Source organism: Xanthomonas campestris pv. campestris str. ATCC 33913 (genome assembly GCF_000007145.1).
Lineage (GTDB): Bacteria > Pseudomonadota > Gammaproteobacteria > Xanthomonadales > Xanthomonadaceae > Xanthomonas > Xanthomonas campestris.
Genome location: NC_003902.1, coordinates 4,312,646 through 4,326,268, shown reverse-complemented (window position 1 = coordinate 4,326,268; position 13,623 = coordinate 4,312,646). Strand labels below are relative to the sequence as shown.

At 62.0% G+C, this 13,623-nt stretch carries 9 protein-coding genes and 1 other RNA gene; 4 read left to right on the top strand and 6 right to left on the bottom strand.

Features of this window, described 5'->3' with window-relative positions:
• Positions 1–179 precede the first annotated feature (179 nt).
• From XCC_RS18790 to XCC_RS18765, 6 genes are all read right to left on the bottom strand, one after another.
• A complete protein-coding gene (locus XCC_RS18790; protein ID WP_011038710.1) occupies positions 180–1,874 on the bottom strand; it encodes a reverse transcriptase domain-containing protein in 1,695 nt (564 codons plus the stop codon).
• Positions 1,875–2,098: 224 nt separating this feature from the next.
• Positions 2,099–4,786 (bottom strand): pyruvate dehydrogenase (acetyl-transferring), homodimeric type, encoded by a 2,688-nt coding sequence (gene aceE, locus XCC_RS18785; RefSeq protein ID WP_011038709.1) that lies wholly within the window; start codon positions 4,784–4,786, stop codon positions 2,099–2,101.
• 461 nt (positions 4,787–5,247) lie between these two features.
• Positions 5,248–6,249: an arabinogalactan endo-1,4-beta-galactosidase gene (locus XCC_RS18780; protein WP_011038708.1), complete on the bottom strand. Its 1,002-nt coding sequence runs from the start codon at positions 6,247–6,249 to the stop codon at positions 5,248–5,250.
• 387 nt (positions 6,250–6,636) lie between these two features.
• On the bottom strand, positions 6,637–7,950 hold the full coding sequence (locus tag XCC_RS18775) for an XVIPCD domain-containing protein (RefSeq protein ID WP_011038707.1): 1,314 nt from the start codon (positions 7,948–7,950) through the stop codon (positions 6,637–6,639).
• Positions 7,947–8,546 (bottom strand): hypothetical protein, encoded by a 600-nt coding sequence (locus XCC_RS18770; RefSeq protein WP_019237357.1) that lies wholly within the window; start codon positions 8,544–8,546, stop codon positions 7,947–7,949. The genes XCC_RS18775 and XCC_RS18770 overlap by 4 nt, the downstream gene beginning before the upstream one ends.
• Before the next feature lie 145 nt (positions 8,547–8,691).
• Positions 8,692–8,766: non-coding RNA, sX9 sRNA (locus XCC_RS18765), on the bottom strand.
• 220 nt (positions 8,767–8,986) lie between these two features.
• Between XCC_RS18765 and XCC_RS18760 the strand changes: the two genes are divergently transcribed.
• The 4 genes from XCC_RS18760 (at position 8,987) to XCC_RS18745 (ending at position 12,500) form a co-directional block, all read left to right on the top strand.
• A complete protein-coding gene (locus XCC_RS18760; protein ID WP_228442269.1) occupies positions 8,987–10,936 on the top strand; it encodes a SpoIIE family protein phosphatase in 1,950 nt (649 codons plus the stop codon).
• Positions 10,937–11,368: an ATP-binding protein gene (locus XCC_RS18755; protein ID WP_011038704.1), complete on the top strand. Its 432-nt coding sequence runs from the start codon at positions 10,937–10,939 to the stop codon at positions 11,366–11,368.
• A complete protein-coding gene (locus XCC_RS18750) occupies positions 11,365–11,784 on the top strand; it encodes an STAS domain-containing protein (protein WP_011038703.1) in 420 nt (139 codons plus the stop codon). The genes XCC_RS18755 and XCC_RS18750 overlap by 4 nt, the downstream gene beginning before the upstream one ends.
• 92 nt (positions 11,785–11,876) lie before the next feature.
• Positions 11,877–12,500 carry an HAD family hydrolase gene (locus XCC_RS18745; protein WP_011038702.1) on the top strand — a complete coding sequence of 208 codons (624 nt, stop codon included), beginning with the start codon at positions 11,877–11,879 and terminating at the stop codon, positions 12,498–12,500.
• Positions 12,501–13,623 lie beyond the last annotated feature (1,123 nt).

Sequence of the window (13,623 nt, the reverse complement as noted above, 5' to 3'; positions counted from 1 at the left end):
ATTGGGGGTTTTTCAGGGGCGACTATTTACTCTGGGCCACGCTGCCTTCCGCGCGATGATCGAAGCCAAGACCCGCTGCTTTGCTCGGGGGGCAGGCCCGCTCACCGGCCACGCAAGCCGAGCGCCATCGCCTGATAAGTTAACCTGATTCCGCTACTCCAACCCAGTTAGTGGCGCCTTTACTTTCTAACGGCTGCGATCGCCAACGCGCGAATCCCAAGCCAGGTTGGTCTAAACCCATCAAAAGACACCACATCGAATGGCGGAGCCTTGTCTTTCACCTGACTGGCAAACCCGGCTTTAGATAAAAGAACGGAAGCGCCATCGTGAACCCGGGCAACCTGATCACTCACAACGATCGCCTTCTTCTTAGGATGCAAGCACTTATACAACCCGTCATGCGAAAAACCACTGGCACTATCGAATTCATCACCAAAAAATAATCGCCTACCGGAACCATCAACTAAAGTTGCATCTGATCGCGAATATAGCGACTCGATGCAAAAATTATTTGAAATGCTCGTGCCAGGCGGCGCCAAACAAAATGCGTAGACCCGCGGCCCCAATTGGATGTTCCCGCCGGGGACCAGCGACGTCTTCTTCATGAATGCCGGGCTATCGCAATCAAAAACACCTATAGTCAATTCATTAACATCAGCTTTCGCAATACGCAACAAAGTTTCCCACAACTCTGAATCACCCACATCTCCGAGGAAATTTTGAAACCTAGGGCGAACATCTAGAAAACCTCCACTTTTCCGAAGATAATCGAGCGCAGCCTCCAAATGCAGAAGGTCCGTCGGACCTTCTGCCATAATTCTAAATGAAACACCATCATTTGAAATCGGCATTAATGATGCAAGAGATGGAAAGTTTCTGCGCAACGCATCAGTAGCCAAATGATTAGCCACTTTATCAATCCATTTAAGATAGCCAAGCTTCCCTCTAATAGTGCGAAGCACATCCCCAGGCTCTTTACGAAAAAATCCAGAAGTCCAGCCAGAAATTATTTCTACTCCAGCAGCTTCGCCATACTTATCAATAACATGAAGTGAAGATCTTAGTTGATCCCTCCATCTGCTTGGCGTCGACACACCCTTATTAACCACGAGCCCAGTAACCAATTTCCTGTCGCGCCCCTCGTGAACACGAAATTTCGAAAAATTAATTTCAAAGCCATTGGAGCAAATAAGCTGCTTCAAACCAGCGCCAGGAACCCATCCATGCTCATTGACGAAATCGCAAATTTCGACTGAAACACGCTTACGGTTCGTGGAAAAGCAAATGTCATCAGCATACCTGCTGACCCCACAGCCCGCCTGCTTCGCCAGCTCAAGCAGCTGACGATCAAGTTTTCTGCAAATCAAATTGGAAATAACCGGTGACGAAGGCGCCCCTTGTGGTAGCTCACCCGCTCTTGTACACAGCTGAGCAACAGCGACCGCCACTTCATTTTCCAAAGAAAATGGAGGCGCACGCAGAAGTCCGAGAACTCGTCCAAAATTTATTGAAGGGAAAAAACTTTTCAGATCAACAAGAACGACCCACTTCTTGGATCGATGCATTTTTGCATGGTCGTAGATGCTTCGACCAGGCACATAGCCTTTCGCTATTTGACGGACAGGAACAACGCCCGCAAGGGCATGTGCAACTTTATTCTGGAGATATTTTAGCGCCTTTTTAGGCGCATGAATTTCTCGCAAACCACCATTCCGCTTTCGAATCGAGAAGGTGCTGTACTTATCCCCATCACCAAGCCGATACAGCATATATCGTAGAGCTCTATCTGATACACCCAACCAGGACGCGAGATCCTTTCGGGTCTTGAGGCCCAGCAATAACTCAGTAGATGCATAATCGGGGAGCGGGGGCATGGCTCATCAACTTAACGCTTATAGGTTACTGAGAGTGACTGACAGTTACATTTAGCGACATCATGGAACGTTGAGCGGCGATGCTCTTGACTCCACAAGTCCTTTTCTGGTCGACGAATACGACGACGAACGACATGAACCATACCCCCGTTGGCGATTATTAATCAAATATAAAAATTTTCCAAGTAAAAAAACGGCCTTGCGGCCGTTTTTTTTGGTAGCGATCAAACCCCAACAGGATTCGCCTTCTCAGGATCAATCTTGTACTGCTTGATCGCCCGGGACACATCCTTGCCCGTCATCTTGCCGTCCTTCGCCAGCGCGGCAATCGCCGCATGCGCGATGTAGTAACGGTCGACCTCGAAGAAGCGACGCAGGTTGGCACGCGTGTCCGAACGACCGAACCCATCCGTGCCAAGCACGCTGTAGGTCATCGGGACGAAGGCGCGGATCTGGTCGGCGAACAGGCGCACGTAATCCGTTGCGGCAATCGCCGGGCCCTGGCGGCCTTCCAGCAGTTGGGTGACGTACGGCTTGCGCTGTTCGGCTTCCGGGTGCAGGCGGTTCCAACGTTCGGCGTCGAAGCCGTCGCGGCGCAATTCGTTAAAGCTGGGGCAGGACCAGATGTCGGCGGTGACGCCGAAGTCCTTGTCCAGCAGCTCGGCTGCGGCAATGGCCTCACGCAGGATGGTGCCACTGCCCAGCAGCTGCACGCGCAGCTCGCCCTTCTTGGGCTTGCCGGCGTCCTTGAGCAGGTACATGCCCTTGATGATGCCTTCCTGCGCACCGTCCGGCATGCCGGGGTGTGCGTAGTTCTCGTTCATCAGGGTGATGTAGTAGTACTCGTCGATCTGGTCTTCCATCATCGCCTTCATGCCGTGCTGCATGATGACGGTGACTTCGAAACCGAAGGTCGGGTCGTAGCTACGCACATTCGGGATGGAGCCGGCGATGACCTGGCTGAAGCCGTCTTCGTGCTGCAGGCCTTCGCCATTGAGCGTGGTGCGGCCGGCAGTGCCGCCGAGCAGGAAGCCACGCGTGCGCATGTCCGCGGCCTGCCAGGCGATGTCGCCCACGCGCTGGAAGCCGAACATGGAGTAGTAGATGTAGAACGGCAGCATCGGCACGTCGGAGACCGAGTAGCTGGTGCCGGCGGCCATCCACGAGGCGATGGCGCCCGGCTCGCTGATGCCCTGCTGCAGCACCTGGCCGGTCTGGTCTTCGCGGTAGTACATCAGCTGGTCGGCATCGACCGGCTTGTACTTCTGGCCGAACGGGGCATAGATGCCGATCTGGCGGAACATGCCTTCCATGCCGAAGGTGCGCGCTTCATCGGCCACGATCGGCACGATGCGCGGGCCCAGTTCCTTGTCGCGCAGGGCGATGTTGAGGCTCTGCACAAACGACATGGTGGTGGAATAGCTGCGCTCGCCGCTGTCCTTGAGCAGGCGCTCGAACTTGTCGAGCGTGGGCGCGACAAACGACTTGCTGGCCTTGGGACGGCGCGACGGCAGGAAGCCGCCCAGCACGTTGCGGCGCTCTTTGAGGTACTGCACTTCCGGGGAGTCTTCGCCGGGGTGGTAGAACGGCACCTTGCCGTCTTCCAGCTGCGCGTCGGTGACCGGAATGTTGAAGCGGTCGCGGAAGTGCTTGACCGCTGCGTCGTCCAGCTTCTTGGTCTGGTGGGTGGGGTTGAGCGCCTCACCGGCCGAGCCCATGCCGTAGCCCTTGACGGTCTTGGCCAGGATCACGGTGGGCATGCCCTTGGTGTTCACGGCCTGGTTGTAGGCGGCGTACACCTTGTGCGGGTCGTGGCCGCCACGGTTCAGCCGCCAGATGTCGTCGTCGGACAGGCCGGCGACCATGGCCGCGGTCTCCGGGTATTTGCCGAAGAAGTTGGCGCGCGTGTAGGCGCCACCGAAGGCCTTGCAGTTCTGGTATTCGCCGTCGACGGTTTCCATCATCAGCTTGCGCAGAACGCCGTCGGTGTCCTTGGCCAGCAGGGCATCCCAGTAACCGCCCCACAGCAGCTTGATGACATTCCAGCCGCCGCCACGGAACACGCCTTCCAGTTCCTGGATGATCTTGCCGTTGCCGCGCACCGGACCGTCCAGGCGCTGCAGGTTGCAGTTGACCACGAAGATGAGGTTGTCCAGGCCTTCGCGGCCGGCCAGTGCGATGGCGCCGAGGGTTTCGGGCTCATCCGACTCGCCGTCGCCGATGAAGCACCACACCTTGCGGTCGGACTTCTCGATGAGCCCGCGGTTTTCCAGGTAGCGCATGAACTGCGCCTGGTAGATGGCGGCCAGCGGGCCCAGGCCCATCGACACGGTGGGGGTCTGCCAGAACTCGGGCATCAGCCACGGGTGCGGGTAGGACGAGATGCCCTGGCCGTCCACTTCCATGCGGAAGTTGTCCAGCTGGGCTTCGTTGATGCGGCCTTCCAGGAAGGCGCGGGCGTAGATGCCCGGCGCGCTATGGCCCTGGATGAACAGCAGGTCGCCCGGGTGCTGGTCGCTGGGCGCACGCCAGAAGTGGTTGAAGCCCACGTCGTAGAGCGTGGCGCTGGACGCGAACGAGGCAATGTGGCCGCCCAGGTCGCCCGGCTTGCGGTTGGCCCGCACGACGGTGGCCATGGCGTTCCAGCGGATGATCGAGCGGATCTTCCACTCCAGCGCGGAGTCGCCGGGGTTCTTGGCCTCGTTGGCCGGAGAGATGGTGTTGACGTACTCGGTGGTGGGCGAGAACGGCAGGTAAGCGCCGGCGCGGCGGGTCTGTTCGACCATGCCTTCCAGCAGCTGATGGGCGCGCTCCGGGCCTTCGACGTCGATGACGGCCTTGATCGATTCGAGCCACTCCTGGGTCTCGAGCGGGTTCGGATCGTTGTGCAGCACTTCGTTCAACCAGTTCATTAGCGCTCCCGGGGGGACACACCCCGCGGGTGTGTCGACATCGTGAATTCGTGAACCCCCAAGTGTACCGCACGCACCTGTTGCCATTCCTCGCTACGGGTGCGTATGGAATGGGACGGTGTTGTGCGGTGAATGCGTTGGTGGCGGATGCCACGCATGCGGCCGCTACTGGTGGACGACCAAAGGATAAGGGCCGCTGGCGGCGGAGTCGCCGCATGCCCCCCCCCTTCTCCCATCGGGAGAAGGTGCCCCGCAGGGGCGGATGAGGGTACGGGCGAAGCCTCGTGCAGTTGTAATTACACGAGGGCTTCACCCCGTACCCTCACCCCAACCCCCCGCTGCGCGCCCCGGCCCGCGCTTGCGGCGCGGGCGCTCCAAGGCACGCGCGCCAGTGGCGCGCAAGCCGTGCCTTCTTGCCCCGAGGGGAGAGGGGCGGCGAGTGGGCAAGCAAACGAGGCCGATCAGAACGCCTGCAGTGCTTCGGTGAGCCGGCCGTTGTTGTCGACGGCGCCCATCGTGTAGCCCTGCCAGCCTGGGTAGGCGTTGGGTTCCCAATAGAAGATGCCGAGCATGCGTGAGCCGATGGCGTTGCTGCGGGTGATCAGGTTGCCGAGCATGGCGCGGGTGGTGGCGGCCTGCTGCCAGTCCATGCCGACTTCGGCCACGATCACGTCGCTGCCGTAGCGGGAGATCATGTCGCGCAGGTTGGTGTCCAGCCGGGCGTTGTAATCCTGCCAGCTGCCGACCGGCGGGTAATGCGACATGCCGATGACGTCCCACTTGCCGCCGGCCGAACGCAGGTTGTCGAAGAACCAGCGGAAGTTGGCGTTGTCGTAGCCGTTGGCCAGATGCACGATGACCTTGGCGTTGGGATACACCGCCTTGGTGGCGTTGTAGCCGCTGTTGATGAACTGGCCGAGGTTGGCAAAGTTGGGCGTCTTGCCCTGGTCCCACAGCATGCCGCTGTTGATCTCGTTGCCCACCTGCACCCAGGTGACGGTGATGCCGTTGTCCTTGAGATACTTGAGGATGCCCTGGGTGTGGTTGTAGACGTCGGTGTTGAGCTGGGCCACCGAATGACTGGCCCAGGCGGCCGGTTTGGTCTGCTTGCCCGGGTCGGCCCAGCTATCGCTGTAGTGGAAGTCGATCATGATGCGCATGCCCTGCGCGGCGGCGCGCTTGGCCTTGTCGAGGGTGTCGCGGCCATCGTTCCAGCCGCCTTGCGGGTTCACCCACACGCGCAGGCGGATGGCGTTGCCGCCCACGTCCTTGAACAGCTTGATGAAGTCGGTGGTCTTGCCCGATGCATCCTGAAATACCTGCGGCGGGTTGGCGGCGGCCTGCTGATTGATCCAGCTGACATCGGCGCCCTTGGCCAGCCCTTGCGCGCCAGCACCAGCGCTGACCATGCACAGCACCAGGATCAGCAGCAGACGGGTGTGACGCGTAGAAAACATCCTCATGAAACGCTCCCTTGATCGATGGATGACGCGCCAGGTGGCGCTGTACCGGATCCCCCCGATGTGCACTGCGTCGCGCGCACGTACTGCTGTTTCCAGCTGGCCAGGTGCCACGACGAACCGCTGGCGATTCAAGCATGGCGATCCAGCGCGGTCGAGGTCGCTATAGGCGAACTGTGATTGCGGAATATCTCAGCGCGAGAAAACACCGCATTGGCGCACCTGCGCATTGGTTGCGGGCGGTCCTGTTGTGCGTGTGCAGCACAAAACCGGTGCATCCGTGCGCAAACAGGCAACAAAAACGCCGGCAAGCCGGCGTTGTGTCGAGGTGCTGGAGGCTGCGCGATGCGGAGCAGGCCACGCCGCACCAATTGCAACCGCGTAGCGCACTCAGCCCATGGCGCGCGTGCCCTGCTGCTGTTGCTGGGTCTGCGTCTGCTGCTGTTCCAGCGCCACGGCCTGACGCGCGGAGTTTTCTGCCACGCGCTGGCTGCTCTGCTCCAGCGGGGTGTTCATTGCGGTCATGGTGTCGACGCTGACGCGCAGCTGCGCCGGATCATCGGCACGGCCCTGCACCGCGAACGTGCGCGCCGCATCCGGACTCATCGCCACCGAATCGATACGCTGGCCGCCAGCGGCATGCATCTCCGAGGCGAGCACGCCCGAGAGCTGCGCGCTTTGGTGATCCGGCGCACGGCCGGCACGCAGGTCCTGCGCATGCACGCCGCGCTGGGCGTCCTGGAACAACGGGTTGCCGGTGTGGCCGGGCTGATCGATGCGCAGCGAGGTGTGGTCGTTGCTGTGATCGCGCTTGGCGGGCTCGCCCGGGGCTAGCGGGCCGCGGACGGCGTTGATTGCATCCTTAGCAAGTCCTTCCGGGCCTCCCGTAAGCACTCCCGTAGTTGCTCGAATAGTATTCAAGTCACTGCGATAATCATCAATCATGCGCTTGTTTTGTTCTGCAAGCGGACGCGCATTGGGATCCTTCAGCGCAGAACCTTCGCCAAGAAAATTTCCAAGCTTATGCGACCCGACAGATACGACAGCGGCGGCGAGCGGGTCATCCGGGATCAGAAAGCTGGCCCTACTGTTGCTATAGCCAGTACCAGCTAGCAACGTAATTTCGCTCGGCTTTGCATAAACACGCACTTCGCCGAAGTGTGGTGAGGCGGCGCTCACGGGGTCTGCCGCCATCACATGATTCACGACGCTGTGGCCACCTTCTGGAATGCGATAGTTGAGGCTGGCAGCGCCGTACGCATTAAAGGTCTCTCCCTTGAGCCCGTAGTGGTGCGCGGAGATCTGTGCGAGCGCGCCGCCGAGCGAATGACCGGTGACGGTCACTTCAGGTGCGCGCCCTTCTTCTTTCCCGATTTCCTTTGCATAACTCAAGGCATGCTTGGTCAACGCCAACGCATCGGCTGCCTGCGGATTGGTCCGCGAGGTAACCATGGTTGCATCAGTGAGGATGTCATTGACCGCGCCCTCGGTGCCGCGGTGCGCCACCACTATCTCGCCGCTGCCTTCGCGGCGATAGATCGTGCCCTGGTAGCCATTCGCCTTGTTATTGACATGCTCGAGAACAGCGTAGCGCTGTCCTTCGATCGTGACGATCTCTTCTTGCCCAGGTGCGCGCCGACCTACTGCACGGTCCTTGTAGACGTCATCGGAAAGGCCGGCATATTGCGGAGACGGGATGGTCATGGCGCAACTTCCTTGGCGGCCAACGTGATAGTAAAGAGCTTGTCGCGAATTTCCGGCTTGAATTCTTCAGCGTTAGGCTTGCCCATGTCCGGAAAGTTACTCATCTCAGAACGCGGATAGCGCTCGCTCCAGTAATACTCCGTCGACGCCTGCTGCGCCATCACCGTCTTGGCTTCGATAAACGAAAGGAACCGCGTCTCTTCTTCCGCACCAGTCGCCTTGAGCATCACGCTGGCGCCACTGAATTCCCAATGGCAGACGCCACGACCGTAATAGTCTTCGTCTTGCATCAGGTCCAGGTACACCGTGCCGCGGTATTCGGTGTCGGACACCTTCTTCAGCGCGAAATCTTCCTGGCTGGTGATGCGCCCGGCGGTCCCGGTTTCCGGCTGGATCTTTCCGCACGCGTCTTCGTTGCTGACGTCGTATTGCGCCGCACCCTGGACAAGGCCGAAGGCGCCTGGGGCATTTTTCAGGGTAAGCGTGACTTCGACGGCCTTGCGCGGGTTGGGATTCAACTTGGCAAGGCCGCGGCCGCCCGCTTCGACGTCAGCTTCTGCGGCGGCCTCGGTGGCGGGGGATTGGGTCTGGGTCATGCTGGTCTCCGGGGCGCTACAGGCCGAAAGCAAAAGGGCCAGCAGGCTCGGGGTAAGAATCTGGCGCAAGGCCGGCCTCCATGGCGGTAGGGGGGCCAATCTAGTCCGCTTGAGCCCGCGAGGTCAATTTACGGCAGCTAAGAGCGGCTAACAAAACGTAGCGAGCAGCCGTCAGGTGGGTGCGGGCGGCGCGGAGGAACCGGAGTGTACGTGGGTACATGCCGATTCCGAGCACCGGCCGCGCCCGCCTGGCGGCTGCGCAGTCGTTTTGATAGCTGCTCTAAGCCTGCGCCCGACGTGAGGCCATTGTGGGGGGCCGCAAAGCTGCGATGATCCTGGGCATCTGCCAGGGAGCGCATGCCATCACCACCGGCCCCATTCCACCTGTTGATCGGGCTGCGGTCATCACCCCGCGCGTGCGCTGGCAGCGCAGCCTGCGCATGCGTGTGCTGCTGGCGGCCACCGGCGTGCTGGTGGTGTTGCTGGCGGTGCTGGGCACGCTGTTTTATCTGGGCGCCCGCGCAGAGCTGGTGGATGCCGCACGCAACGAGGTGGACGGGCTGACCGAGCAGACCGCGCGCAGCCTGGCGGCGATGCTGGATTCGGTGCAGGTGAGCGGGCGCACGCTGGCGGCGAGCAGCAGCGCGGTGGGGCTGCAGCCGTTCAACCTGCGGGCGTTGTTGCTGGCCACGCTCAGCGGCGACCCGGATACCGGTGCGGCGCGCCTGATCATTGCGCCCGGCACGCAGAAGGCCAACGACACCGGATTTGTCTGGTACGTGCGCCGCGATGGCACGCGCATGGTCGAGCATTCCGCGCAAGAGCTGGGCTACGACTACCGACGCATGCCGTGGTACCTGCGCACCCAGCGTGAGGGGCATGCGTGGTGGTCCGAGCCGTCCGTCAACAGCGCCGGTGGCGGCGAGTTGTACACCAGCTACAACCTGCCGTTGCGCCGGCCCGGCGATGCGCCCGATGCCGCGCCAGTGGGCATGGTGAGTGTGGATCTGCCGCTGCGGCATCTGCGCGAGATCATCGACCAGCTACCGCGCGATATCGGCATCCAGCCGATGCTGTTGTCGCCGGAAGGCATGCTGGTGTTCAGCCCGGACCCGGCGCTCAACCTGCGCCGCTCGCTGGCATCCTACGTAGCCCGTTCGCGGCCGGATCTGGCGCCGTTGCTCAAGGCCGTGGCCGCCGGCCAGCCGATTTCGTTTTCGCATACCGCGCCCGATGGCGAGCGCTTCCTTACCCATAGCGCAGCGGTGGGGCATAGCGGGTGGACGTTTGTGCTCTCGGCCTCCGAAGGCTATGTGTTGTCCGGCCTGAACTGGCTGGCGGCCTGGGTGGCCCTGGCGGCCTTGGTGGGTGCGTTGGTGTGGTGGTGGCTGATGCAGCGCATCACCCGCAAGCTAACGCGGCCGATCGAGGAACTGACCGATACCGCCGAGCATTTCCGTCGCGGCGAATTCGAGTACCCGCTGCGGCATATCGAACGCGACGACGAAGTGGGCGTGATGGCGCGTGCGTTCGATAGCGCGCGCGGCGCGATCCGCGACCATATCGCCGAGATTGGCGAGATGACCGCCGCGCGCGAACGCATGCAGAGCGAGCTGCAGATTGCGCGCGAAATCCAGCAAGCGATGCTGCCCTCCGGGCGCACCTTCGACCGCGCCAGTTCGCACCTGGAAACCTGCGCATGGCTGGAGCCGGCCAAGATGGTGGGCGGGGACTTCTACCACTTCGTGGAGACCGAACCGGGGCTGCTGTGGTTCGTGGTGGGCGATGTCTCCGACAAGGGCGTGCCGGCGGCCTTGTTCATGGCGCGCGCGGTGAGCGTGCTGGAGATTGCCGCGCGCCGCCACACGCGCCCGGACGGGATCTTGATCGCCGCCTCCACACGGCTGGCCGAGAACAACGAAACCTGCATGTTCGCCACCGTGCTGTGCGGGTTGATCAACGTGGTGAGCGGTGACTACTGGCTGGCCAGTGCCGGGCACGAGCCGCCGCTGTTGATCGACCTGGACGGCCAGGCGCGGCCGCTGCCGCTGGAAACCGGCGCGCCACTCGGCATCGAGGTGCAGGACCATTACCCGGTGCTGCAGGGGCGCATGACGGCCGGGCAGACCTTGCTGGGCTACACCGACGGCGTGATCGAGGCGATGGACGAACACGGCGCCAGTTACGGCCTGCCGCGGCTGCTGGCGGCCATGCACCCGCGGCGCAGCGCGGCGGCGCAATGCAAGGCGCTGATCGCGGACATTGCCCGCTTCACCGGCCAGGCCGACCAATACGACGACATCACCCTGCTGGCGATCCGGCTGCGCCAGGAGCATGCTGGCACGGTCGACACCGCTGGCCGGGAGGATCCCGGGGAGGCCGGGACCTAAATGAAGCTCGATCTGGCCATCGCCCCGTCGCTGGCGCAGCTGGCCGGCGCCAACGACGTACTGGAAGACTCGCTGGCCCGTGAAGGCCTGCACGCCGAGCGCATCGGCCAGGTGCGGCTGATTGTGGAGGAGCTCGGTTGCAACGCGCTCACCCATGGCCAGTGCGCCGAGCAGCCGCTGCAGCTGTATCTGCAGCTGGACGCGCAGGCGCTGGTGCTGGAATTGCGCGACCCCGGCAGCGCATTCGACCCCTGCCAGGCCGGCACGCCGGAATTGGAGGCCGACCTGGAGGCCCGCCCCATCGGCGGTCTGGGCCTGTATCTGGTGCATCAGTTCGCCGATCACATCCACTACCACCGCGATGGCGCATACAACGTGGTGCGCATCACCCTGTTACAGCCGTACGCCCCCGTCCCCGAGGCATTGCCATGACCACGCTCGCCATTCAGATCGACCCGCCGCAAGACACCCGCCAACGCGTCACCCTCAGCGGGCGCCTGGACACCCATACCTTCCACGACCTGGACGAAGCGCTGTCGCCGCTGCTGGCCACCCCCATCACCACCCTGGTGCTGGACCTGGCCGACCTGGAGTACATCTCCAGCGCCGGCATCCGCAGCATCTTCAAGGCACGCAAGGCCCTGGCCACGCGGCACGGCAAGGTGCTGGTGGCGCACCCGCAGCCGCAGATCCGCAAGGTCTTCGACATGGTCAAGGCGGTGCCGTTGAGCGATGTGTTCGCCTCCACCGAAGAACTGGACGCGTACCTGTCCACCATGCAACGCAAGGTGATCGAAGAACACGCCAACGGCGATGCGCCGATCGTGTCGCACTTCGCCAACGCCTGACGCCGTCGCCTGCGCGCACACGTGGGGACGTGTGTGCGTGCGGCGAACGTGTGCCGGCGCGTACGCTAGGGCGCCAATACCCCTACATTGCGATGCCTGCACTGATCATTTTCGATTTCGACGGCACGTTGGCCGATTCGTTCGGTTTTTTCCTGAGCACCCAGCGCACCCTGGCCGCCCGTCACGGCTTCCGCGCCGCCGAAGCGCATGAAGTGGATGCCGCGCGCCGGCTGACCACCCGCGAATTACTCAAACACTCAGGCCTACGCAGCTGGCGTGTGCCGCTGGTGGCCGCCGACTTCATCCGCCTGATGCGCGCTGCACCGCCGCCCGCACTGTTCCCGGGCGTGGACGCGGCACTGCGCGCGCTCCACGCCAGCGGCACACGGCTGGCCCTGGTGTCGTCCAACTCTGTGGATAACGTGCAACGCGCCCTCGGCGCGGAACTAAGCGCCCTGTTCGCCGTCTTCGAAGGCGGCGCCCACCTGCTAGGCAAACACCGCGCCCTGCGCCGCGTGCTACGCGCCACCGGCCACACCGCGGCACAAGCCATCTACGTCGGCGACCAAGTCGCCGACTGGGAAGCCGCACAGGTGCTTGGCCTCCCATTTGCTGCGGTTGCCTGGGGTTACGCCCATCCGGACGTTTTCATGCAACTGCCAAACACACACCTGATTGAAGAGGTTGAGGGGTTGATTGCTTTGCCTGGGCATTAGCGCTTCAACTGTCGCCTGGCCTGTCCTTTGGATCGTTGTTCGAGGAAAGCCAAACGTGCTGGACGCATCTGCCCAACATGCACTGATTGAACAGGTTGAGGGATCGCTTGCGTTGCCCGAGCGTTAGCGCTGCAGCCGCAGCCTCGTCTATTTGTTAGGCACCTTGCCGGAGCAGAGCCGGAAGTGCTGGACGCATCTACCCAACATGCACTGATTGAACAAGTTGAACGATTGCTTGCGATGCCCGAGCGTTAGCACTGCAGCCGCCTCGTCTTTTCCTTTTGCGCCTTCCCGGATGAGAGCCGGACGTACTGACGCGACTGCCCAACACGCACCTGATTGAACATCTGAGCGGATTTACTCGAATTGCATGGGCCTATTGCAGCACCGCGCTCTCATGACCTTCGGGAACCTTTCCAAGAGGAACCGGACGTACGACGCACCTCTCCACATACACCTGACGACCACTGCGCTGGCTGCTAGCGTTGGCCAAGCGTAGTGCAGCACCCGTACCCTCATCCGCCCTTCGGGCACCTTCTCCCGAGGGGAGAAGGGAGTGGTTTACGTGTTCGTGCGGATCGCCTCTGCCTCTGCCTCTGCCCATATTTTGAGCGTCGGCCTTTGCTCTGTCGTTGACCTTTGCTCTGCCGTTGACCTTTGCTCTGCCGTTGACCTTTGCTCTGCCGTTGACCTTTGCTCTGCCGTTGGCCTTTGCTCTGCCGTTGGCCTTTGCTCTGCCGTTGGCTTTTGCTCTGTTGTTGGCCTTGCTCTGCCGTTTGCCTTGGCTCCCTCCAAGTCGCCTTAAAGCAAGCCGAGCACCGCAGTCACGCGTGGCCGAAGAGGCGCCCTTGTCTGAGCGTAGCGAGTTTGGGCGCCGTGCCGCGCGTGGCGAGGAGCGCAGGGCACCGGTGCGGCTTCACCGCACCGGATTGCGTCGGCGACAGCGGTTTTGGTTCCTTTTGCCAAGACAAAAGGAACTCGCGCCGCAGGCGCGAAAGCCCTGCACTTGCCGTGCCCTGCACTTTGCCGTGCTCCGCACTTCGCAATTGCACCGCACTTAGAACACCCCGAAATACTGCCCAAGATTCGCGACAGCGAAACAGCCACATGCCGCTGCACCCTC

Coding starts and splice junctions, on each gene's coding strand:
- XCC_RS18760 (WP_228442269.1), top strand. CDS start 8,987: ATGCGTGTGCTGCTGGCGGCCACCGGCGTGCTGGTGGTGTTGCTGGCG.
- XCC_RS18770 (WP_019237357.1), bottom strand. CDS start 8,546: ATGACCCAGACCCAATCCCCCGCCACCGAGGCCGCCGCAGAAGCTGAC.
- aceE (WP_011038709.1), bottom strand. CDS start 4,786: ATGAACTGGTTGAACGAAGTGCTGCACAACGATCCGAACCCGCTCGAG.
- XCC_RS18745 (WP_011038702.1), top strand. CDS start 11,877: ATGCCTGCACTGATCATTTTCGATTTCGACGGCACGTTGGCCGATTCG.
- XCC_RS18790 (WP_011038710.1), bottom strand. CDS start 1,874: ATGCCCCCGCTCCCCGATTATGCATCTACTGAGTTATTGCTGGGCCTC.
- XCC_RS18780 (WP_011038708.1), bottom strand. CDS start 6,249: ATGAGGATGTTTTCTACGCGTCACACCCGTCTGCTGCTGATCCTGGTG.
- XCC_RS18750 (WP_011038703.1), top strand. CDS start 11,365: ATGACCACGCTCGCCATTCAGATCGACCCGCCGCAAGACACCCGCCAA.
- XCC_RS18775 (WP_011038707.1), bottom strand. CDS start 7,950: ATGACCATCCCGTCTCCGCAATATGCCGGCCTTTCCGATGACGTCTAC.
- XCC_RS18755 (WP_011038704.1), top strand. CDS start 10,937: ATGAAGCTCGATCTGGCCATCGCCCCGTCGCTGGCGCAGCTGGCCGGC.